This is a genomic window from Mycobacterium sp. BMJ-28, from assembly GCF_054404835.1.
The window spans coordinates 2,681,294-2,703,338 of the sequence record NZ_CM136783.1; the positions used below are offsets into that span (position 1 = coordinate 2,681,294).

General features: G+C 69.6%; 20 protein-coding genes. 13 read left to right on the top strand and 7 right to left on the bottom strand.

What is annotated here, in order from left to right; translation table 11 throughout:
* Positions 1 to 243, bottom strand: a complete 243-nt coding sequence (locus tag ACXPWS_RS13160; RefSeq protein WP_458713526.1) for a hypothetical protein — start codon at positions 241 to 243, stop codon at positions 1 to 3.
* Between the two features lie 113 nt (positions 244 to 356).
* Here ACXPWS_RS13160 and ACXPWS_RS13165 point away from each other — a divergent pair, with 113 nt between their 5' ends.
* The 3 genes from ACXPWS_RS13165 (at position 357) to ACXPWS_RS13175 (ending at position 3,826) form a co-directional block, all read left to right on the top strand.
* On the top strand, positions 357 to 854 hold the full coding sequence (locus ACXPWS_RS13165) for a lipoprotein LpqH (RefSeq protein ID WP_458712842.1): 498 nt from the start codon (positions 357 to 359) through the stop codon (positions 852 to 854).
* Between the two features lie 75 nt (positions 855 to 929).
* Positions 930 to 2,549 carry a hypothetical protein gene (locus ACXPWS_RS13170; RefSeq protein ID WP_458712843.1) on the top strand — a complete coding sequence of 540 codons (1,620 nt, stop codon included), beginning with the start codon at positions 930 to 932 and terminating at the stop codon, positions 2,547 to 2,549.
* Complete coding sequence (locus ACXPWS_RS13175) at positions 2,531 to 3,826, top strand: CHAT domain-containing protein (RefSeq protein ID WP_458712844.1); 1,296 nt, start codon at positions 2,531 to 2,533, stop codon at positions 3,824 to 3,826. Before ACXPWS_RS13170 ends, ACXPWS_RS13175 begins: the two co-directional genes overlap by 19 nt.
* Here ACXPWS_RS13175 and ACXPWS_RS13180 read toward each other — a convergent pair.
* Positions 3,775 to 4,248, bottom strand: a complete 474-nt coding sequence (locus tag ACXPWS_RS13180) for a hypothetical protein (protein ID WP_458712845.1) — start codon at positions 4,246 to 4,248, stop codon at positions 3,775 to 3,777. The genes ACXPWS_RS13175 and ACXPWS_RS13180 overlap by 52 nt on opposite strands.
* Before the next feature lie 68 nt (positions 4,249 to 4,316).
* Here ACXPWS_RS13180 and ACXPWS_RS13185 point away from each other — a divergent pair, with 68 nt between their 5' ends.
* Positions 4,317 to 5,687, top strand: coding sequence for a hypothetical protein (locus ACXPWS_RS13185; RefSeq protein WP_458712846.1), 1,371 nt, complete (start codon positions 4,317 to 4,319; stop codon positions 5,685 to 5,687).
* Positions 5,684 to 6,745 (top strand): hypothetical protein, encoded by a 1,062-nt coding sequence (locus tag ACXPWS_RS13190; protein ID WP_458712847.1) that lies wholly within the window; start codon positions 5,684 to 5,686, stop codon positions 6,743 to 6,745. Before ACXPWS_RS13185 ends, ACXPWS_RS13190 begins: the two co-directional genes overlap by 4 nt.
* 15 nt (positions 6,746 to 6,760) lie before the next feature.
* Here the strand turns inward: ACXPWS_RS13190 and ACXPWS_RS13195 are convergent, their stop codons facing one another.
* From ACXPWS_RS13195 to ACXPWS_RS13205, 3 genes are read right to left on the bottom strand one after another with little or no spacing between them, the layout of a single operon-like run.
* Positions 6,761 to 8,200, bottom strand: a complete 1,440-nt coding sequence (locus ACXPWS_RS13195; protein ID WP_458712848.1) for an alpha/beta hydrolase — start codon at positions 8,198 to 8,200, stop codon at positions 6,761 to 6,763.
* A 37-nt stretch (positions 8,201 to 8,237) separates the two neighbouring features.
* On the bottom strand, positions 8,238 to 11,555 hold the full coding sequence (lysX, locus tag ACXPWS_RS13200) for a bifunctional lysylphosphatidylglycerol synthetase/lysine--tRNA ligase LysX (RefSeq protein ID WP_458712849.1): 3,318 nt from the start codon (positions 11,553 to 11,555) through the stop codon (positions 8,238 to 8,240).
* 45 nt (positions 11,556 to 11,600) lie between these two features.
* Positions 11,601 to 11,972 (bottom strand): DUF1844 domain-containing protein, encoded by a 372-nt coding sequence (locus tag ACXPWS_RS13205; RefSeq protein ID WP_458712850.1) that lies wholly within the window; start codon positions 11,970 to 11,972, stop codon positions 11,601 to 11,603.
* Positions 11,973 to 12,259: 287 nt separating this feature from the next.
* Here ACXPWS_RS13205 and infC point away from each other — a divergent pair, with 287 nt between their 5' ends.
* The 4 genes from infC to ACXPWS_RS13225 all read left to right on the top strand — a co-directional run bounded on the left by infC (position 12,260) and on the right by ACXPWS_RS13225 (position 14,314).
* Positions 12,260 to 12,868 carry a translation initiation factor IF-3 gene (gene infC, locus ACXPWS_RS13210; RefSeq protein ID WP_458713527.1) on the top strand — a complete coding sequence of 203 codons (609 nt, stop codon included), beginning with the start codon at positions 12,260 to 12,262 and terminating at the stop codon, positions 12,866 to 12,868.
* A gap of 27 nt (positions 12,869 to 12,895) precedes the next feature.
* Positions 12,896 to 13,090: a 50S ribosomal protein L35 gene (rpmI, locus tag ACXPWS_RS13215; RefSeq protein WP_458712851.1), complete on the top strand. Its 195-nt coding sequence runs from the start codon at positions 12,896 to 12,898 to the stop codon at positions 13,088 to 13,090.
* Between the two features lie 64 nt (positions 13,091 to 13,154).
* Positions 13,155 to 13,544 (top strand): 50S ribosomal protein L20, encoded by a 390-nt coding sequence (rplT, locus tag ACXPWS_RS13220; RefSeq protein ID WP_458712852.1) that lies wholly within the window; start codon positions 13,155 to 13,157, stop codon positions 13,542 to 13,544.
* Positions 13,541 to 14,314, top strand: coding sequence for a TrmH family RNA methyltransferase (locus ACXPWS_RS13225; RefSeq protein ID WP_458713528.1), 774 nt, complete (start codon positions 13,541 to 13,543; stop codon positions 14,312 to 14,314). The genes rplT and ACXPWS_RS13225 overlap by 4 nt, the downstream gene beginning before the upstream one ends.
* On the opposite strand, the gene ACXPWS_RS13230 is transcribed toward ACXPWS_RS13225, so the two are convergent.
* Together ACXPWS_RS13230 and ACXPWS_RS13235 are read right to left on the bottom strand one after the other, a co-directional pair.
* Positions 14,303 to 15,541: an acyl-CoA dehydrogenase family protein gene (locus tag ACXPWS_RS13230; RefSeq protein ID WP_458712853.1), complete on the bottom strand. Its 1,239-nt coding sequence runs from the start codon at positions 15,539 to 15,541 to the stop codon at positions 14,303 to 14,305. The two genes, ACXPWS_RS13225 and ACXPWS_RS13230, sit on opposite strands and share 12 nt — an antisense overlap.
* Before the next feature lie 4 nt (positions 15,542 to 15,545).
* A complete protein-coding gene (locus ACXPWS_RS13235; RefSeq protein WP_458712854.1) occupies positions 15,546 to 16,595 on the bottom strand; it encodes an oxygenase MpaB family protein in 1,050 nt (349 codons plus the stop codon).
* Positions 16,596 to 16,801: 206 nt separating this feature from the next.
* Between ACXPWS_RS13235 and ACXPWS_RS13240 the strand changes: the two genes are divergently transcribed.
* From ACXPWS_RS13240 to pheT, 4 genes are read left to right on the top strand one after another with little or no spacing between them, the layout of a single operon-like run.
* Positions 16,802 to 17,716 carry an adenylate/guanylate cyclase domain-containing protein gene (locus tag ACXPWS_RS13240; protein ID WP_458712855.1) on the top strand — a complete coding sequence of 305 codons (915 nt, stop codon included), beginning with the start codon at positions 16,802 to 16,804 and terminating at the stop codon, positions 17,714 to 17,716.
* Between the two features lie 3 nt (positions 17,717 to 17,719).
* Positions 17,720 to 18,526, top strand: coding sequence for a rhomboid-like protein (locus tag ACXPWS_RS13245; protein ID WP_458712856.1), 807 nt, complete (start codon positions 17,720 to 17,722; stop codon positions 18,524 to 18,526).
* Positions 18,469 to 19,530, top strand: a complete 1,062-nt coding sequence (pheS, locus tag ACXPWS_RS13250) for a phenylalanine--tRNA ligase subunit alpha (RefSeq protein WP_458712857.1) — start codon at positions 18,469 to 18,471, stop codon at positions 19,528 to 19,530. The genes ACXPWS_RS13245 and pheS overlap by 58 nt, the downstream gene beginning before the upstream one ends.
* Positions 19,530 to 22,016 carry a phenylalanine--tRNA ligase subunit beta gene (pheT, locus tag ACXPWS_RS13255; RefSeq protein WP_458712858.1) on the top strand — a complete coding sequence of 829 codons (2,487 nt, stop codon included), beginning with the start codon at positions 19,530 to 19,532 and terminating at the stop codon, positions 22,014 to 22,016. Before pheS ends, pheT begins: the two co-directional genes overlap by 1 nt.
* Positions 22,017 to 22,045: the final 29 nt, after the last annotated feature.

Below are 22,045 nucleotides of genomic sequence, written 5' to 3' on the forward strand. Positions count from 1 at the left end.
TCAACCCTCGCCCTTGCCCATCGACTCCCGGATCTGGCGCAGCTTCTCTGCGGCGGCTTTCTGGCGGGCCTCGTACTGCTCGGCCACCGTGCGGCCTTCCGGGGTCTCCTCCGCCAGCTCGGTGGCCCCGATCGCGGTGCCGAATCTGTTCTCGATCTTCTCGCGCACCGACTCGAAGGTCGGCACCCCGGCGGCGTCGTACCCGGGATCCGGCGGAACGCAAGGCTGCTGGTCATCGGCCATATCGCCACCGTACCCGCCGGGAAGTTTGGGATCGGTAGCGACGGCGCCCGCATCTACTTGTGCCATCGACGGAGCCACCGGGGCGACGGGCGAAACGAAGGGACTCACACCACATGACGAAGAATCGCGTTCTGGCTGCCGGCATCGGGATGATCGCGGCCGCCGCGGTACTGGTCGGCTGCTCTGATGACAAAGGCAGCGGTCCGGCGCCGAGCGCCGCCGCGGGCAACGGCAGCTCTCAGGTCAGCACCGGTGGCAACACCGAGGTCAAGGTCGAAGGCCAGGACCTGTCGGGGCTGGACGTCAAGACCGTGACCTGTGTCAAGCAGGGCGGCAAGATCAACATCGCCAGCGGCGCCGTCGGCGGCCAGCAGGGCCTGGGCGTCGTGATGACCGATGAGGCCACCCCCAAGGTCGAGTCACTCGGCCTGGTGGTCGACGGCAATGCGCTGGCCGTGGCGTCCATGGGCGGTGCGAACACCGGCTCGGCCGAGGTCAAGGTGGACGGCAGCACGTACACCATCACCGGTGAGGCCGCCGGCGCCGACATGAAGAACCCGATGGCCGGGATGATCAGCAAGAAGTTCGAAATCAAGGTCACCTGCAACTGATCACCTCATCCCTTGGCGGCGGACGTGCATCGCACGTCCGCCGTCTTCGGTTCTCCGGCCACTTATGATGGCGCGATGTCGATACCCGACGATTTGGAGCGGGCCCGTTCGCTGGCCTTCGCCTCCGATGAAGTCGGTGCCAAAGAACTGCTGCTGTCGTTGATGGCGCCTATCGAGGCGGCCGACCGGGACGACCTGATGCTCGAAGTTCTCGCCCAGCTCGGCGAGCTGTACCTGGTGCGGACGGCCTACGACGGGGTGACCGAGGCCATCAAACGCATCGACGACTGCCTGCAGATCTACCGGGAGATCCGGGCCGGCGCGCGGCCCGACGCCGCGGCGCAGACGACCATGACCGACGCCGAGATCGACCACATGATCTGCCGGTACACCCGGCGCACCCGATTTCTGCAGACCGGATTGGCCGCCGCCCACGGTGAGCACGAGGCGGCGGCCGCGGCCCTGCAGCTGCTCGCCGAAGAGCCGGCCCCATTCGACGACCTGACCTGCGAGCATGCCTATCTGGTGACCCATGCCCGCATCCTGTGCGCGGCCGCACTGTGTGACGACGATCTGCACGTGCAGTCACTTCCGCTGTGGGAGAAGGTGTTCGACGACCTCGATGGACCCGGAGACGGCAGCGAGTTCGACGACAGCCTGCGCGTCCTGGCCGGCACGGGCTACGGCCGGTTCTGCGTCGAGACGGGCCGGCTGACCGAGGCCGAGCCGTGGCTGCGCCGGGCAGGTGCCCGCGCGCAAGCCCGCGAATGGCACCTCGCCACGGCCAGAACCGAATTGGAACGCGCCACCGCGGCGTGGGCAGCGGGGGACCGGGCCCGCGCGCAGGATCTGGTGCACGGTGCCTACCCGGTGATCGCCGAGCACGCCCGTGCCCACGACGTGTCGCGCAGCTGGCTGTACTTCGGGCTGATCAGCATCTCGGTGGGCGCCCTCGACGATGCCGACGAACGGTTCGGCCACGCCGAGCGGCACTGGCGCGAGGTGGAGAAGCCGCTGCATATTCACCGAATCCTGTTGCAGCGCAGTTGGGTCGATATCCTTCGCGGTGACTTCGCGGCGGCCACCGACCGGGCCGACGCCGCGCGTGCACTGCTCGACGGCTGGCCCCGGCACAGCTGGCTGCAGTACGCCAGGCTCGACGATCATCTGGGTTCGATCCTGCGTGCCGAGGCGCTCGCCGACCCGGCGAACGCCGATCGGAAGTTCGCTGCGGCCGCCGAACTCAAACTGCCCGCCGCGCTGGCAGTCGACACGGTGCGGCACGCCATCGCCGACGCCGACGCGCGGATGCGGTGGGCGACCCACGTCTCGGCGCGGCTGCTGGCGGGCGCGTTCGCCGTCGCCTGGGAGTGGGGTAACACCGCACTGGTCAGTGAACTCATCGAATATCACTGCGCCCGAGGCGCACTCAGCGTCCCCGAGGAGCTGCACGCGGTGGATTGGGCGGACGCCGCGACCGCGGCGGTGCCCGTCGACGATGCCGACGAATACGCGCTGGTCGCGTCCGGACCCGTATCGGTGGCCGGCGGCTCACTCACGCGGCTGGGCGCGCTGCCGCCGCTGCGAATGGATCCGACCACCGCGCCGGTGCTTGCGCGTTACCGTGAACTCGCCCAACAGCGTTACGGGATGACCGTCACCTCCGCCGAAGCCGAATGGGCCACCTGGCCGTGACCGAACCGCTCACCCTGGTGTTGCGTTACGCCGACGTCGGTGTCGCCAGTTACGCCAGCCTGCGCATCGTCGGGCAGCCCGAGCGGACCGTCACCTGGGTGGTGCCGGAGACCGATCTGGTTGCCGCACTGGATGAGCTCGCCGCGGCACTACCGGACCCCCGCGACGGCGAAACCCCGCTGGACGGGCTGGCGCGCGCACTGTGCGACGGCGCGTTCACCACACCGCCGACCGAACTGTCGCTGGCCCACCGCCTCGGGGTGCTGCTCGTCGCCGAACAGGCGTGGCAGCTGCTGACCGAATGCGTGACCTCGCCGCGCGCCGCGCTCTTCGTCGCACCGAGTGCACGGCTGGGCCGCGTGCCGTGGGGCCTGCTGGCCGCCGAACTCACCGACGGTTTCCGGCTGATGGAGCTCGCCGATGTGCTGATGGCGGTGCCCGTGAATATCGCCGCCTCCCGCCGCAGTGTGTCACCGGCCGGCGACGATGCGCTGCTGATCCTCGATCCGCGGGTCCCCGGCCAGCGCCCCGACTCGGCGCTGGGTTCGGTCCTGGGTCGTCCGGCCCCCGACACCCTGCTGGCCCGCCACTATGCCGGTGTCCTGGAACGGCAGCCGGTGCTGCCGCGCGTCGACTCCGCGGTGGAACTGTTCCGGCGAACCGACACCGACCGGGGCTGGCTAGCCGGCATGCTCGCGCGGCGTCCGGGACGGTTGGTGTTCGTCGGGCATGCCAGCGTCGCCGACGGCGATCTCGGCCATGCCGACCGGGCGGCGCTGCACCTGGCCTGCCGCGCGGCGATGCCGGGTCTGGGTGAGCCGATCGGGGACCACCGACCCCTCACCGCGGCGGATTTGATGGCCGCCGACCTGGCGATCCCGCCCCGGGTGGCGCTGCTGGCGTGTGCCTCCGGCGGCGACTACCGGTTCGACGAGGCCACCGGTCTGGTGGCCGCGATGGTGCTGGGCGGCGCCCAGATCGTCACCGCCACGTTGTGGTCGCTGCCCACCACGGCCGGCTACCGGCGGTTCGCCGACCCCACCGGCACCGCCGATCCGATGGGCGCGGTGATCGCCGCGGTCGACACCGCTCACCAGCAGGACACCGTCGCGGCGGCGGGCCGCGCGGTCAACCGGTGGCAGCGCGATCAGATGCGGCGCTGGCGCGACGGCGACCGGTCGGCCAGTCCCGTCTATTGGGCGGCGCTGGCCACCTTCGCGGTATCTCAGCCGGGCGGCACGCACACGGCGACCGCGGATTCGTCGCCCCGCCGGTAGTACGCGTCGACGATGCTGCCCGGGCACAGCCGGTCCAGCGATGTGGCGGGAACCAAGGTGGTTTCGTGGGCCGGGAACTGGCCGCCCTCGGGTTTGCGCACCATCAGGTCGAGCACCACCTCGCGGTAGTCCTCCCTGGTGGTGCCGGTGGGGGTGGAGGCGGTCACCACCCCGTGCGCCCTGGTGCCGTGCCGGATGAGGGTGAGCTGGGTGTCGGTCACCAAGCCCTTGCCGAGCAGCATCTGGTCGAACGCCGCGCGCACCGCGGCGATCTCGGTCGGTCCGACAAGCCGTTCGGCGGCAGCGGGATCCGAGCCGATCGGCGTCGCATCGGCCGGGCGCCGAGCGACGGTGACGATCAGCAACGCGCCCGCCGCTGTGCACACGACGATGAGTACGGCCAGCGATATCACCTCGAACATGAGGACAGCCTCGCGGTACCGGCCGGCTACCGAACCCAACTTTGTCCGCCGGGCCCTATCCTGGGGCGATGAGTGCCGGGGCGAGCGAAGCGACGGGGTATGGCCGTGCCCCGGAGGCCGCACCGCGCGGCGCGGTCGCGCACGCCACGCAGCCGCGCCGGGCCGTCATCGACAGGGCATGGCGGGCGCTCGGCCCGGGCGTCGAGGTGCTCAGCAGCGACGACGGCGGCCCGCTCAGCCGCACCGTCAAACGCATCCTGGACCCGCTGGTGCTGCGGCTGCGGTCCAACCCGCAGTATTCGGCGCCGGTGGTTGCGGCCGAGGTGGCGGCCGAGATGCACGCGCTGATCGTGGCGCACCGGGACAGGCTGTGCGCCACCGCCGCCTGGTTCGCCGTGCTCAAGGCGCAGCGCCGCCGGCTGCGGCTGACCACCGGCAATGCCCAAGAGTTGTACTTCCCTATCTGTTTCGAGCTTGCCGTCACCAAAGGTGCACCCGGGCAAGATGATTCCGGCGCCACCGAACAGTTGTTGCGTGATATCCACGGCGACCGGGACCGGACCGCCATCGAGGTGCTCAACCGCTATGTGGCCGATGCGCACACCGTGGCCGCGCTGTCGGTCCAGTTGCAACGCAGCTGGCACGATGTCCGCCCGTCGGAGGCGATCACCACCCCATTCCTGGCCGGTCTGGCGACGGTGCTCGGCGATGCCGACAGCCATACCGCGCGCACGGCCCGGCAACGGGTGTGGGCGGCATTGGTGGCCGATGCCACGCCCTACAACCTGGGTGCCCGGGTACACGCCGAGTCGGCCGGCCTGCCTTGGTCGATCGTCGAGGTCGGGCTGAGTTCGACTGTGCCGCAACCACCCCCGACGGTGGCCGGCGGCCCGGGCGGTGGTACCGAGACCGACCGTCCGCTCAATCGCAGTGTCGTGGACCGGGTGCGGGCCACCCTGCGCCGCGCCCTGGACCGCGACGAATTACCCGATGTTCCGCTGCTGTGCGCCGAGGAGGTGGACCGGGCCTGCGCGCCGTGGGGGCTGCTCGGCGAGGACCGGCAGGCCGCACTGGTGGCCGGGGTGGAGATCGCCGTCGAACTGGCGCCCCTGAGTGAGACCGCGGCGCCGCGGTACCCACTGGCCGGGCAGATCCAGGCCAGGCTGCGCAAGGAGGCCTATGTGCTGCACGCCCGTCGCTATCTGTCGGCCGGTGCGGCGCTGCATCCGCGCCAGCAGCAGGTGACCGACGAACTGTCGGCGTTCGCGCGGCCCTACCTGAGCCGGCTGTGGGCCCGGTTGCACGGCCGCGACGTCTGGCAGGAATCCTGCACCGAGATAGACGATGTGCGGGCCCTGCTGGAAGGGGTGGCCCGGTCGGTGAGCCTGGATCACCGGCAGCGGATCAAGGCGATGCTCGAACTGGCGGCCGTGCGATGAAACTCGTTGTCGAGGAAGGCTTGTGGACCACCGACCAGCGGGTGGACGCGCCGCCGGCGGTCGCGGTACTGGAAGTCTGCGGCGCGGTGCTGGCGTGGACGGTCGATGACGCCGGCGGCCGCGCGCAGATCACCTTCACCGACGCCGCCGCGGCCGACTGGCTGTGGCGGGTGCTGGGCGAGGCCGGGCATGTCAGCGTCGTCGGAGCCCTGGCCGACCGGCCCGCGCGTGCGCCGGGCGTACTCGACCTCGCCGACGTCGAATGGGTCGCCGGTGCGCTGGCGCCGCTGCGGCGGCTGGCGCTGGGACACTGGCTGCGCCGCTGGTGGCCGGCCAGCGTGCGGGACGGGATCGCCGAACTCGACACCGCGCTGCTGGACGCCGAGATCGCCGTCCTCACCGCGGGCGCCGAGGAGTTCTTCGCCTCGGACACCTTCGATTCCGATATCGCCGGCCTGTTGGAGCCGCATCGGGTCGCGCTGGCGGCCCATCTGCGCGACGGCGACCCGCGGGTTGCCGAACTCCTGGATGCGGCGGTGCAGCTGACCGATTGGGCCGACTTCACGGTGGCCTCGGACGTCGCGACGGTCCCGAGACGACAGGACTACGCACTGGCCGCCGGTGATGCCGGCCCGCGGCAGTCCGGCGCCATCGCCTCCGGTACGTCGTCGATCAGCTGGAGCGCGGTGTCCCCCGGGATGTTCGACGCCGCCGAGGACACCGTGAACTGGTCGGTCAGCGCCGGCGCCGACGGCACGGTGCACGCCGAGATCCGTACCGCGATCACCGCGCCACCGACCGGGATACCGGTGCGGTTCGACGGCGCCGACGGTGCCCTCGACGCGCAGGGGCGAGCGACGCTGACCCTGGCCATCTCGGAATCGGCCGCGTGGAACCGGGATTGGTCATCGGTGTCCGTCACCGTCGGCGGCACCGGCGATCCCGGCGAGACCCCCGAGGTCCGCGACCGGATCCGGGCGTTCGCCAGGGCCAGGCTGAGCGTCCCGGCCGGCGATGCGTTCCTGGCCGAGGTGCTGGCCGCCGAAGCCGACTATTGAGCGCTCCGCGAGCCGTCAGCGGGCGGCGGCCTGCAGGGTCGGCGGTCCCGAGCGTGGGAGCGGCACCCGCGGCACACCCGGGGTGCCGAGCTGGCCGGCCAGCCACGGCAGCGCCGTCTCGAAGGCATGGGCGGCGAACGGCCAGTCATGTTTTCCCGGCTGGATGATCACCGCGCAGTCGATCCCGTTGATCGCGCCAAGGCCGCACAGCGACTGGGCGGCGACGGCCTGATCGCTGGCACGCGGGGAGTGCGCGCTCGACGGTGTGCCGGCGTCGTTGACCGCGAACCAGCCGGCGATCCCGGCGTAACGACCGTGCCGGTTGATCACGGTGGTGGGGTCGAATGAGGCGTACTGGGCCACGTTGCCGCCGAACAGCCGGTCGATGGTCTGCGCCTTGGTGCCGGAATTGGGGCTGATATCGCCGGCGATGTCCTCGAACACCGAGAACATGTCCGGGTGCATCACCGTCAGGTCGACGGCGCAGGTGCCGCCCATCGACCAGCCGACCGATCCCCAGTTGGCCGGTGCCGCGCTCACCCCGAACTTCGCGACCATGGCCGGGACCACGTCGCGGGTCAGGTGGTCGGCGGCCTTGCCGCGACTGCCGTTCACGCACTCGGTGTCATTGTTGAACGCGCCACCGGAGTCGACGAACACCAGCACCGGGGCGTTGCCGTCGTGGGCGGCGGCGAACCGGTCCACCACGTGGATCGCGTCGCCCGCCCGCAGCCAGTCCGCGGGGGTGTTGAACTCGCCGCCGATCATCATCAGCGTGGGCAGCTTCGGCGGGGGATTGCTGGCATACCAGGCCGGTGGCAGGTAGACGAGCTCGCCGCGGTGTTTGAAGCCGGACCCGGCGTCACCGGTGTCGATGGGCACCACGGTGCCGTTGGCGGGGATGACCCGCTGCTGCTGCATGGCGGTGACGGTGGCCATATCGGTCTGGTCCGGCAGCGGTCCCTCGGTCAGCTGGTTCCACGCCGTCTGCGCCGTCGGGAAGTAGCCGACCCACAGATTGAGCGCCAGCGCCGCGCACAGCACGCACAGCGGGACGGCCAGCGCGGTGGTGCCGCGGCGCCACCACCCGGTGCGCCGCCAGCCCGTCACCAGGACGGCGGCGACGAACCCGACCAGGGCCACCCAGATCCACAGGGCATGCGGGGCGGGGTCACCCGCAAGTCCCGCACTGTTGATGTACCAGTGCGCGACGGTAGCCAGCGCGATCCCGGCCACCACTGACACCGGCAGCCCCACCTGGTGCCAGCGCTTGCTGCGCCAGCCCACCGCGGCGATCACCACCACCGCCGCGATCAACTGGACGACCACCGGAAGCCAACCGTGCATCAATGAAAGACGATGCAGGAATTGGTTATTCGCATCGGCCAGAAACTGTGCGGCGGCCAGCGGAGTCCCGGTCGTCGAAGGTGTCACACCACCATCGTGGCCGGACATCCTGGGGACTGGCTGTGAGTTCCCAGCCGGCGTTTCGTCAGCGCGGTTTTGCCAGCGGAAACGGCAGCGTCTCGCGGATGCTGCGGCCGGTGATCAGCATGACCACCCGGTCGACGCCGACCCCGAGCCCGCCGGTGGGCGGCATCGCATACTCCATCGCCTGCAGGAAATCCTCGTCCAGCTCCATCGCCTCGGGGTCGCCACCGGCGGCCAGCATCGATTGCTCCTGAAGCCGGCGACGCTGTTCGACGGGGTCGGTGAGCTCGCTGTACGCGGTGCCAAGTTCCACCCCCCAGGCCACCAGATCCCAGCGTTCGGCCACCCCCGCGATGCTGCGGTGCGGCCGTGTCAGTGGTGAGACGGAGGTGGGGAAGTCCTTGTAGAACGTCGGGCGCTCGGTCTGGCCCTCGACCAGACGTTCGTAGAGTTCGAGCACCACCGCACCGGCATCCCAATGCTTGAGGTAGGGCACGCCGGCGCCGTCGCAGAGTTCCCGCAGCCGGGCCAGATCGGTGTCCGGGCCGATCTGCGCACCGAGTGCCTCCGAGACCGCGCCGTGCACCGTCTTCACCGGCCAGAGCCCCGAGATGTCCACCGGCTCCAATTCGCCGTCGGCACCGGGGCGCATGACCACCTGGGCGCCGTTGGCGGCCTGGGCCGCGTTCTGGATGAGTTCGCGGCAACCGTCGATCCAGACGTTGTAGTCGGCATGCGCCCGGTAGGCCTCCAACAGGGTGAACTCGGGGTTGTGGCTGAAGTCCACGCCCTCGTTGCGGAACGCGCGCCCGAGTTCGAAGACGCGCTCGACACCGCCGACGCAGAGCCGTTTGAGGTAGAGCTCCGGGGCGATCCGCAGGTACAGGTTCAGGTCATAGGCGTTGATGTGGGTCTGGAACGGGCGCGCATTGGCGCCACCGTGGATCTGCTGCAGGATCGGCGTCTCGACCTCCAGGAAGCCGTTGCCGACCAGCGTTTCGCGGATCGCGTGCAGGATCGCGCTGCGCGCGGCGATGAGGTCGCGTGCGTCGGTGTTGATGGCCAGGTCGACGTAGCGGGTGCGGACCCGGGCTTCGGGGTCGGTGAGGCCTTTCCATTTGTCCGGCAGCGGCCGCAGGCATTTGCCGATCATTCGCCATTCGGTGACCAGCAGCGACTGGGTGCCGTTGCGGCTGTGGCCCATGGTGCCGGTCACCTCGATGAGGTCACCCAGGTCGACCGACGAGTCGAAATCGGTGCCGGCCCGGTTCAGCGTGGTCCGGTCCAGCAGCAGCTGAACCTCACCGGACCAGTCCCTGAGCAGTGCGAACAGCACACCGCCGTAGTCCCGGATGCGCAGGATCCGGCCGGCGACGGTGACGGTGGTGGCCGCGTCGGTGACTGCGAGTGCGGCCGCGACGGTGTGGCTGGGCGGCTGACCCACCGGGTAGGCGTCGACGCCGTGGTCCTGGAGATTCTTGAGCTTGGCCATCCGGACCCGGACCTGGTCGGGCAGCCGGTGTTCGTCTCTGATCTCGGGCAGGTCGGCGCGCAGCCCGCTGACATCCGGGGCACTGCCGTCCTGGTGCAGCAGTCCGCTGTCCACCAGCCGTTGCGGGGCGGCGATGTGCTCGCCGGTGTGGTCCTTGCGCCGGGAGAACGGCAGGATCAGGAAACCTTCGGCGATCACCGATGCGACACCGACCCGCGGGATGAGGCGGGCGTCCTCGTAGCAGGCGAACCGCGGCACCCACTCGGGCTGATATTTCATGTTCGAGCGATACAGCGTCTCCAGCTGCCACCAGCGGGAGAAGAACACCAGCAGCGCGCGCCACAGCCTGGCGACCGGGCCCGCCCCCAGTTGGGCGCCCTGCTCGAACGCGGACCGGAACATCGCGAAGTTCAGTGAGACACGGGTGATCCCGAGGTCTTCGGCCTGCAGGCAGAGCTCACTGACCATCAGCTCGATGGTGCCGTTGGGGGACTGCGGCGACCGGCGCATCACGTCCAGCGACACACCGTTGCTGCCCCAGGGCACCAGCGACAGCAACGCGAGCACCTCGTCGGTGTCGCCCTCTTTGACCGCCTCGACTAGCAGGCAGTCGCTGTCGGCGGGATCGCCGAGGCGGCCCAGCGCCATCGAGAAACCCCGCTCGGTCTCGGTGTCACGCCACTGGTCGGCGCGTGCGATCACCTGCGCCATCTCCTCTGCGGACAGCTCACGGTGGCGGCGGATCCGGACCGTCAGCCCGGCACGACGGGCCCGGGTGACGGCCTGGCGCACCGGCTTCATGTCGGGCCCGGAGAGTTTGAAGCCGTCGGGATACAGGATCGCCTCGTCGCCGAGTTCCAGCGCGTTCAGGCCGGCCTCGCGGAAGGCCTGCGCACCGGTGGCGCTGGCGCCCATCACACCGGGCGCCCAACCGTAGGCCTCGCACAGGTGTAACCAGGCCTCGATCGCCGCCGGCCAGGCCCGCGGGTCGCCGACGGGGTCGCCGCTGGCCAGGCACACCCCGACCTCCACCCGGTAGGTGACCGCGGCCCGGCCGTTGGGTGCGAAGACCACCGACTTGTCGCGGCGGGTGGCGAAATAGCCCAGCGAGTCGTTCTTGCCGAACAGCTCCAGTAAGCCGCGGATGGCCGATTCGTCCTCACCGGTCAGCGCATTGGCGGCGTGCTGGGACTGGAACAGCACCACCGCGGCCACGATGAGCGCCAGCGCGCCGAACAACCCGAGCAGCACATTGACCAGTCCGTGCGGGTGGCCGCTGAACGCGTCGGCGTCGGCGCCGGCGAACGCGCTGACCCGGTTCAGGGCGTACCAGGGCCGGTCGGCCTGGGCCAGCGACCCCGGGAACAGCTCCAGCAGCCCCCACCCGATGAGCGTGCCGACGGTCATCCCGGCCACCAGGGTGGCGGCGGCCTTCAGCAGTGCCCCGCGGCGGACCTTCGCCCAGAACTGCGGCCGGGCCAGCAGCAGGGCGCCGATCGCCGTGAAGTGGAAGACCAGGCCGATGACCTCGCCGATCTCCTCGGCCAGCGTCTCTTCGCCGGTGGCCAGATCGCCGAGGTTCCAGCCGACCGCGGCCACCATGTACAGCAGCAGGATCCACCAGGCGATCCGCTTGCGGGCGGCCAGCGCGGCGGCCAGCAGGGCCAGCACGACGGCCCACGCGAAGCTGGTGTCGGGGAAGTTGAAGATGTAGTCGTTGACGAACTCCCGCGGCACCCGGATCAGCATCCGCACCAGCGGCGAGACGCTGGCGAGCAGGGACAGGGTGGCGATGATGCCGACGATCCAGCCGGCAACGGCAGGCACCCACGTGAATCTGGACCGGTGGCCCGTTCTCGACGGCTGCCGGGCGATTGTCGAGGTCATAGGCCGCGAGGATATGCCTTCGGCCAACGAATTTCGTGTGAGTGGCTACCAGACCGGGCCGGTGTATTTTTCGCCAGGTCCTTTACCGGGTTCTTCGGGTGCCACGCTGGCTTCCCGGAAGGCCAACTGAAGGCTCTTCAGTCCGTCCCGCAGCGGGCCCGCGTGCAGCCCGAGATACTCGGCGGAGGCAGTGACCAGCCCGGCGAGCGCGGTGATCAGCCGGCGCGCCTCGTCGAGGTCGCGGTGCGGGCTGTCGTCGGGATCCGCGTGGGCCAGACCGAGCTTTTCGGCGGCCGCGCTCATCAGCATCACGGCCGAACGGGTGATCACCTCGACCGCGGGGATCTCGGCGAGTTCACGCGTGGGCGGTCCCGCGTCGAGGTCCGGCGGGCTGGGTGGTAACTGGTCGTCCGTCATGACTGATAGAGTGGCACGATCGACCGTCCCGGCGAACGCCAGGGACAGCAAGTGGAGTCCCGCTCCCACCGCAGACCTTACGGGTCCAGCGGTCCGGTCGCAGGCATCCGCGGATGCCCTGTACCGCGCGTACGCGCGGGCGGCGAAAGCCGTGATCGGTCGGCATCGGGCCCTGCTATATGCAGGGCCTTTCTGTTCGGGAGAACAGAAGTGCTGATGAAGTGGTGTTCCCTGCTGGCCCGTCGTCTCCCCACGGTCGTGGACGAGAAGACAACGTAGGAGGCCCCATCAGCACTGAGACCCGCATCAACGAGCGCATTCGCGTACCTGAAGTCCGCCTTATCGGACCGGGTGGTGAACAGGTTGGCATTGTGCGCATCGAAGATGCGCTCCGCGTCGCCGTCGACGCCGATCTCGACCTTGTCGAAGTGGCTCCTGACGCCAAACCACCGGTTTGCAAGATCATGGACTACGGCAAGTTCAAGTACGAGACGGCACTCAAGGAGCGCGAGTCTCGCAAGAACCAGCAGCAGACCGTCGTCAAGGAACAGAAGCTGCGGCCGAAGATCGACGACCACGACTATCAGACGAAGAAGGGCCATGTGGTCCGCTTCCTGGAAGCCGGGTCCAAGGTCAAGGTCACGATCATGTTCCGCGGTCGCGAGCAGTCCCGGCCCGAACTGGGTTACCGACTGCTGCAGCGCCTGGGCGCCGACGTGGCCGATTACGGCTTCGTCGAGACGTCAGCCAAACAGGATGGCCGCAACATGACGATGGTGCTGGCGCCGCACCGCGGCGCGAAGACTCGCGCCAAAGCGGCACACGACGCGGATGCGCCACCCGCCGCACGCGGCAACGCCGAGCCCGGCGAGAACCAAGCACCACCGACGACCTGATCCCCGAGCAGAACCAGAGGACACCCAATGCCCAAGGCAAAGACTCACAGCGGCGCTTCGAAGCGTTTCCGCAAGACCGGAACCGGCAAGATCGTGCGCCAGAAGGCCGGCCGGCGCCACCTGCTGGAGCACAAGGCCTCCAAGCGCACCCGCCGCCTGGACGGCCGCGCCGTCGTCGCCCCCAGCGATGCCAGCCGTATCAAGAAGCTGCTGAACGGCTAATTCTGTTGAACGGCGCAAGCCGCTTCACCCTTCGACTTTCCCCCGCAAGAATAGGAACACTCACATGGCACGCGTGAAGCGCGCACTCAATGCCCAGAAGAAGCGGCGCACAATCCTCAAGGCGTCCAAGGGCTACCGCGGCCAGCGTTCGCGGCTCTACCGCAAGGCCAAGGAACAGCAGCTGCACTCCTTGACCTATGCGTACCGCGACCGCCGTGCCCGCAAGGGTGAGTTCCGCAAGCTGTGGATCTCGCGTATCAACGCCGCGGCCCGCGCCAACGACATCACCTACAACCGTCTCATCCAGGGGCTCAAGGCCGCTGGTGTCGAGGTGGACCGCAAGAACCTCGCCGAGATCGCCGTGAGCGACCCGGCCGCGTTCGCCGCACTGGTCGAGGTCGCCAAGGCCGCGCTGCCCGAGGATGTCAACGCGCCGTCGGGCGAAGCCGCCTGACACCCCTCACCGAGAAGTCCAATCGGGTAGCTGCGGCGATCAAGCTGCAGCGTCCCGCCGGACGTCGTCACGCCGCACGCTTCCTCGCCGAGGGTCCCAACCTGGTCGAGGCGGCGCTGCGGCGTGGTCTCGTTGAGGAGGTTTTCGCCACCGCGGACGCCCACGCCCGGTTCGCGGATCTGCTCGCCGGCACCCCGGTGCACGAGGTGACCGATCGGGCCGCAAAGGCACTGTCGGACACCGTGACTCCAGTCGGCTTGGTCGCGGTGTGCGAGATCCCCGAGGTGTCGCTGTCCGATGCGCTGGATGCGCCGCGGCTGGTGGCCGTCGCCGTCGAGACCTCCGATCCGGGCAACGCGGGCACGTTGATCCGGCTCGCCGACGCCATGGGCGCCGATGCCTTGATCCTGGCCGGCGACAGCGTCGACCCCTACAACGCCAAATGCCTGCGCGCCTCGGCGGGCAGCATCTTCGGGCTGCCCGTCCTGCAGGCACCCGATACCTTCGAACTGATTGCGGCCCTGCGCGATAACGGGCTGCAGGTGCTGGCCACCACCCTCGACGGGGCGGCGCCGCTGCCCGCCGTCGACCTGGGTGTCCCGACGGCGTGGCTGTTCGGCTCGGAGGCGCACGGGCTGGCGCCCGAGGTGGCCGCCGCCGCGGATACGCGGGTCAGCATTCCCATGCAGGGCAGTGCCGAGAGCCTCAATGTGGCTGCGGCGGCGGCCATCTGCCTCTACGAGAGCAGCCGGGCCCAGTCAGGCCAGTAGCCCCCGCGCCACATGGGTGATCTGCACCTCGTTGCTGCCGGCGTAGATCATCAGCGATTTGGCGTCGCGGGCCAATTGCTCGACGCGGTATTCGGTCATGTAGCCGTTGCCGCCGAACAGTTGCACGGCCTCCATGGCCACCTCGGTGGCGGCCTGCGAGCAGTACCACTTGATGGCCGACGCTTCGGGCAGGGAGATCGGCGAGCCCTTCTGGGCCGACTCGATCACCCGGAACAGCATGTTGCGCACATTCATCCGCGCGACCTCCATGCTGGCCAGCTTGAGCTGGATCAATTGGAATTGGCCGATCTCCTTACCCCACAGCACCCGGTTCTTGGCATAGTCCACCGACAGCCGCAGACACTCCTCGATGACCCCGAGCGCCATCGCGGCCACGCCGATTCGTTCGGCGGAGAAGCTGGACCGAGCGCTGTCGCGACCTTGGTCAGTCCCGTCGGACCCTTCCGTCTCACCCAGTAGCCGGTCGCGGCCCAGCCGGACATTGTTGAAGAACAACTCGCCGGTGCGGGAGGAGTGAATGCCCATCTTGCGGAACGGCTTGGACTGCACGAAGCCTTCCATGCCGCGATCCAGCACGAAGGTCAGTACCTTGCGGTCGCGCTTATCGACCCCTGGCTCATCCAGCTTCGCGTACACCACCACGACATCGGCGTCGGGGCCGTTGGTGATGAACGTCTTCTGGCCGTTGAGGATGTAGTCCTGCCCGTCGCGGGTCACATAGGACTTCATGCCGCCGAACGCATCCGAGCCGGAGTCCGGTTCGGTGATCGCCCAGGCGCCGATCTTCTCGTAGGTCACCAGCCCCGGCAGCCAGCGTTCCTGCTGTGCCAGGGTCCCGCGGCCCTGGATGGTGGGCACCGTCAAACCCAGGCTGACACCCATGCCGGTGACCAAACCCATGGATACCCGGCACAATTCGCTGATCAGCACGAAACCCATACCGGCCTGGTCCGGGCCGCCGCCGAACATGCCGCCGGAGGTTTTGCCGGCTTTGCCGGCCTCGCCTGCGCGCAGCCGGGACAGCCTGCGCTCCAGCGCCTCCCGGGCCATCACGTCGATACCGAAGGTGGCGAACAGTTTCCGGACGATGGGGTAGGGCTCCATATCGCCGTCTTCGAGCGCGTCGATATGCGGCCGGATCTCCTTGTCGATGAATTCGCGCACCGCATCGCGCACGGCGATGTCGACCTCAGACCATTCCAGCATCGTGTCAGGCAACCTCTCGTCGTGGACTCGCGGGCTTTCGTCGTGAACCCGCAGGCCGAAGTCCGGTCAGCGAGAACGTGGTGTGCACCAATGACCCGGCCCGGTCCAGCAGCGTCCGGTGCGGCGGCTGGTAGTGCATGGGCAGGCCGCGGCGATCCCGTGGCGGCGCCATGAATCCGGGCGCTTCCACCAGCGGGGCGTCCTCGGCAAGCTTGCCCGCGGCGCGCCGGTAGGCCGCCACCGCCCGCGGGTGCAGCCGGATCTCGTCGGGCACGGCGACGAAGGCCATCTCGATCATCTTGCCGAGCAGGCGCAGCACCACCTCGTCACCCGGAGTCCAGCGCATCCCGGCCTTTTCCCGCAATACGGGATCGAACAGTCCGGCGGCGACCCAGCGCTGCGCACCGACCATGGGTTTGAACAGCTGGTCCCATACCGGGGTCGGCATCAGCACGAACCACGGTTTGGGGATGCGGATGGTGAAGATGTCCCGGGTGGCCCGGTTGATCTCCAGCTCCTCGCGGCACTTGTGGTCCCAGTACACCAAGAAGTCGTCCCAGGTGGCCGGCACCGGACGCATGCTCATCCCGTACATCCGATACCACTGCACGTGCTCGTCGAAAAGCTGGTGTTTCTCGGCGTCGGTCAGACCGCCGCAGAAGTACTCCGCGGTTTTGATGATGAGCATGAAGAAGGTGGCGTGCGCCCAGTAGAACGTCTCGGGATTGAGCGCGTGGTAGCGGCGGCCCTTCCCGTCCACCCCCTTGATGCCGTGGTGGAAGCTCTTGATCTGCTCGCCGGTCTCGGCGGCCCGGTCGCCGTCGTAGACGACGCCCATGATCGGGTAGACCGACCGCGCCACACGCTGCAGTGGTTCGCGCAGCAGGATCGAATGGTCCTCGACGCCGGCCCCGAGTTCGGGATACATGTTCTGGATCGCCCCGATCCACACCCCGAGCAGACCGGTACGCAGGTCACCGAAGTACTTCCAGGTGAGCGAGTCGGGGCCCAGCGGGATGAACTCGGCGCCGGCAGGTGAATGTGCTGTGGTCATGGCGTCCTCGCTGACGAAACCCACGGTGGTCTGGCCACCATAATCTTGACAACAGGTGTTGTCTATTACCCGGCGGGCGACGCCCGCGGTCGTGACGTGTCGGCGACGTTGCCGCCACAAAGCCGTGACCTGGTGGTTCGCCGATGTGAGCAAGGTCTTGCCGAGCATTGATTGCCGCTACCGGCGGTGCCACCTATCGTGGCGCTGTGGACGCTGAACCGTTGGACGAACCGTCCGGCGGCATCGAAGCGGTGGAGTTGACACCCGCACTCGGCCGGCCCCCCGGGTCCCTGGGCGGACCACTGGAATGGTTCAAGGACACCAATCACCACCCTGGCGTGATCGCGCTGCTCAGGCGGATGCGCCGGGCACTGCCCGGGGACCCCGATTTCGGCGATCCGCTGTCGGCCGCCGGTGACGGCGGTCCCCGGGCCGCTGCCCGGGCCGCGGACCGCCTGCTGGAGCACGACGCCGCCTCGCGGGAGGTCAGCCTGGGCGCCCTGCAGGTGTGGCAGGCGCTGACCGAGCGCGTCTCCGGGCGGCCGGCGTACCGCGAGGTCACCCTCGTCTTCACCGATCTCGTCGGCTTCTCGGACTGGTCGCTGCGCGCCGGAGATGACGCCACCCTGCGGCTGCTGCGCCGCGTCACCTCGGTCGTGGAGCCGCCGCTGCTGGCCGCCGGCGGGCACATCGTCAAGCGGATGGGTGACGGTTCCATGGTGGTCTTCCGGCATCCGGTGCCCGCGGTGCGGGCCGTGCTGACCGCGCTGGATGCGGTGCGCGCCGTCGACGTGGACGGCTACACGCCCACCATGCGGGCCGGTATCCATACCGGCCGGCCGCAGCGGATCGGCTCGGACTGGCTCGGCGTCGACGTCAACATCGCCTCCCGGGTGATGGAGCGGGCCACCAAGGGCGGGCTGGTGATCTCGCAGTCGACACTGGACGGCATCTCCGACGAGGATTTCGAGGCGATGCGGTTGCAGATCAAACGGGTGCGCAAACAACTCTTCGGGACGAAACCCAGCGGCGTTCCCGAAGATCTGCAGATGTACCGGGTCCGCTCGCGCGCCGAGGAGCCCGGCGACGACCTCGAGGATGATGCCGCCGCGGGCGGGTGACCCATGCCGCTGAAATGGGTGTTGGGCCTGCGGGTGACCATCGGTTACGCGGCCGCACTGGTGATCGTCGCCGCGGTGCTGGCGCAACTGGGGCCGGCCGCGCACGACCGGGTGTTCCGGCACGCCAGTACCAATCTGCACAACCTGGCGCACGGCCGGATCGGCACCCTGCTCGGCAGCGCGTTCGTCGTCGACGTCGGCGCCATGGCGCTGTGGCTGCCCGGTTTGATCTGCTTGCTCGCGGTGGCCGAATTGCTCTGGCGCAGCCGCAAACTCGTGCTGGCCTTCCTGGTCGCCCATATCGGCGCCACGCTGGTGATCGCGGCGGCGCTGACGGTCGCGGTGCACCAGGACTGGGTGCCCCGGTCGATCAGCCGGGCCACCGACGTCGGGATGAGTTACGGCGCAATGGGCGTACTCGGCGTGCTGACGGCCGCCATCCCGGCGCGCTGGCGCCCGGCGTGGGTGTGCTGGTGGACCATCCTGGGCGCCGCGGTGGTCATCGGCACTCACGACTTCACCGACGGGGGGCACCTGGTGGCACTGCTGCTCGGCATGCTGGTGTCCACCAGGTTGGGCGCGCCCGCCCCGTGGACCGGCCCGCGGGTGGCGCTGCTGGCCGTCGGATCGGTGTTCGGTTACCTGGTCGTCGCCTCGTCGGCACCGGCCGAGACCGCCGATGTGGCAACCCTCATCGCCGCCGGGGCAGCGCTGGCGGCGGGAGGCCCGCCGGCCGTCGCTATGATCGCCGGGTGGCGGTCCAGACTGAACGGCAAGGCGAGCCCAATGACCTGTCGGAAGAAGCCCTGACCGACGCTGTCGGCGCGGCACGGGTGGCGTTCGACGCCGCCGCCGACCTGGACGCACTGGCCCGGGCCAAGACCGAACACCTCGGTGACCGTTCGCCGATCGCGCTGGCGCGCCAAGCCCTGGGCGCGCTGCCCAAGGCCGACCGCGCCGATGCCGGCAAGCGGGTGAACGTCGCCAGGACGCAGGCGCAACAGGCTTTCGACGACCGGTTGGCGCAGCTGCGCGCCGAACGCGACGCGGCGGTGCTGGTCGCCGAGCGCATCGATGTGACCTTGCCGTCCACCCGCCAGCCCGTCGGCGCCCGGCACCCGATCACCCTGCTCACCGAGCGCATCGCCGACACCTTTGTGGCGATGGGCTGGGAACTGGCCGAAGGGCCCGAGGTCGAGACCGAGCAGTTCAACTTCGACGCGCTGAACTTCCCGCCGGACCACCCGGCCCGCAGCGAGCAGGACACCTTCCAGATCGCCCCGGACGGTTCGCGCCAGGTGCTGCGCACGCACACCTCGCCCGTGCAGATCCGGGCGCTGCTGGAACGCGAGCTGCCGGTGTACATCATTTCGCTGGGCCGCACTTTCCGCACCGACGAACTGGACGCCACGCATACTCCGGTGTTCCACCAGGTGGAGGGTCTGGCCGTGGACAAGGGACTGACCATGGCGCATCTGCGGGGCACGCTGGATGCGTTGGCGCGCGCCGAGTTCGGCCCCGCAGGCCGCACCCGGTTCCGTCCGCACTTCTTCCCGTTCACCGAGCCCTCTGCCGAGGTCGACGTGTGGTTCGAGAACAAGAAGGGCGGCCCCGGCTGGGTGGAGTGGGGTGGCTGCGGCATGGTCAACCCGAATGTGCTGCGCGCCTGCGGTATCGACCCGGCCGAGTATTCGGGTTTCGCGTTCGGTATGGGATTGGAGCGAACCCTGCAGTTCCGCAACGGTATTCCCGATATGCGCGACATGGTCGAGGGCGACGTGCGGTTCTCCCTGCCGTTCGGAGTGGGCGCCTGATGCGTATTCCTTACAGCTGGCTCCGCGACGTGATCCGGGCCGGCGCCCCGGACTGGGATTGCAACGTCGACGAGCTCGAGGCGACGCTGATCCGCATCGGCCACGAGGTCGAGGAGATCCTCCCGCTGGGACCGGTCACCGGTCCGCTCACCGTCGGCCGGGTCACCGAGATCGAGGAACTCGCCGAGTTCAAGAAACCGATACGGGCTTGCAAGGTCGATGTAGGTGAGCCGCAGCCGCGCGATATCGTCTGCGGGGCACGCAACTTCGCCGTCGGCGATCTGGTGGTGGTGGCCCTGCCCGGCACCGTACTGCCGGGTGACTTCTCGATCGCCCAGCGCAAGACCTACGGCCGCACCTCCGACGGGATGATCTGCTCGGCCGCCGAACTGAACCTGGGCGCCGACCAGTCCGGCATCATCGTGCTGCCACCGGGAACCGCCGAACCGGGGGAGTCCGGTATCGAGGTGCTGGGTCTGGACGACGTGGTGTTCAACCTGGCCATCACCCCGGACCGCGGTTACTGCCTGTCGATTCGCGGCATGGCCCGCGATATCGCCTGCGCCCTGGATCTGGACTTCGTCGACCCCGCCGATGTCCCGGCCCTGCCTGCCGAGGGCGAGGCCTGGCCGCTGACCGTGGCGCCCGGCACCGGTGTGCAGCGCTTCGGGCTGCGCCCGGTCACCGGGATCGACCCGGCCGCGGTGTCGCCATGGTGGCTGCAGCGCAGGCTGCAACTGTGCGGGATCCGGTCCATCTCACCGGCCGTCGACGTCACCAACTACGTGATGCTGGAAATCGGGCATCCGATGCATGCCCACGACCGGTCGCTGATCACCGGCGGGTTCCAGGTGCGCTTCGCCGAGCAGGGCGAGAAGGTCACCACTCTCGACGACGTCACCCGCACGCTGAACGCCGGTGACGTGCTGATCGTCGACGATGTGGCCACCGCCGCGATCGGCGGCGTGATGGGCGCCGGCACCACCGAGGTCCGCGACTCCACCACCGATGTCCTGCTGGAGGCCGCGATCTGGGATCCGGCCGCGGTGTCGCGCACCCAGCGCCGCCTGCACCTGACCAGTGAGGCCGGCCGGCGCTACGAACGCACCGTGGACCCGGCCATCTCAGTGGCCGCCCTGGACCGCTGCGCCACGCTGCTCGCCGAGATCGCCGGTGGCACCGTCGAACCCACGCTGACGGACTGGCGCGGCGAACCGCCGCGTGCCGACTGGTCCCATCCGCCGGTGAGCATGCCGCTCGACCTGCCCGACCGCATCGCGGGCGTGACCTACGCCGAGGGCGTGACGCCGAAGCGGCTCACCCAGATCGGCGCCGAGGTGTCGGTGTCCGGCGGCGTGCTGACCGCGGTACCGCCCAGCTGGCGCCCCGATCTGCGCGAGCCCGCCGACCTGGTGGAGGAGGTGCTCCGGCTGGAGGGGCTCGACCTGATCCCGTCGGTGCTGCCGCACGCCCCCGCCGGTCGCGGACTGACCCCCATCCAGAAGCGCCGCCGGGCGGTGGGTAAATCCCTGGCGCTGGGTGGTTTCGTCGAGGTGTTGCCCACGCCGTTTCTGCCCGCCGGGGTGTTCGACACCTGGGGCCTGAGCCCGGATGACCCGCGCCGGGTCACCACCACCGTGCTCAACCCCTTGGAAGCCGACCGTCCGCACCTGGCCACCACGCTGCTGCCGGGCCTGCTGGAGGCGTTGGCGCGCAACGTCTCCCGCGGTGCGGTCGATACCGCGCTGTTCGCCATCGCCCAGGTGGTGCTGCCGACCGCGGGCACCCGCGCGGTGGAGCGCATCCCGACCGACCGCAGGCCCACCGACGAGGAGATCGCCGGGCTGGACGCCTCGCTGCCGCGTCAGCCCGAACATGTCGGCGTGGTGCTCACCGGTCTGCGTGAACAGGCCGGCCCGTGGGGCGCCGGCCGCAAGGTCGAGGCCGCCGACGCCTTCGAGGCGGTACGGGTGATCGGCCGCGCGGCCGGCGTCGAACTGACGCTGCGCGCCGCGCAGGAACTGCCGTGGCATCCGGGCCGTTGCGCCGAGGTGTTCGCGGGGGAGGTGTCCGTCGGCTATGCCGGGCAGTTGCATCCCGCCGTCGTCGAACGCGCCGGACTGCCCAAGGGCACCTGCGCGGCGGAACTGGACCTCAGTGCGATCCCGATCGTCGAGCGGCTGCCCGCGCCGTCGGTGTCCCCGTTCCCGGCGGTGTTCCAGGACATCAGCCTCGTCGTCGCCGAGGAGGTCGCCGCCCAGGCGGTCATCGACGTGGTGCGCGCCGGGGCAGGCGGGCTGCTGGAGGATGTCCGGCTGTTCGACGTGTACACCGGTCCGCAGATCGGCGAGGGTCGCAAGTCGCTGACGCTGGCGCTGCGGTTCCGGGCGGCCGACCGCACGCTGACCGAGGACGAGGCCAGCGCGGCGCGCGACGCGGCCGTCGCGGCCGCCGCCGAGCGGGTGGGTGCGGTCCAACGGGCTTGAGCGACTCCGCCCAAACTCACCTTTGGGCC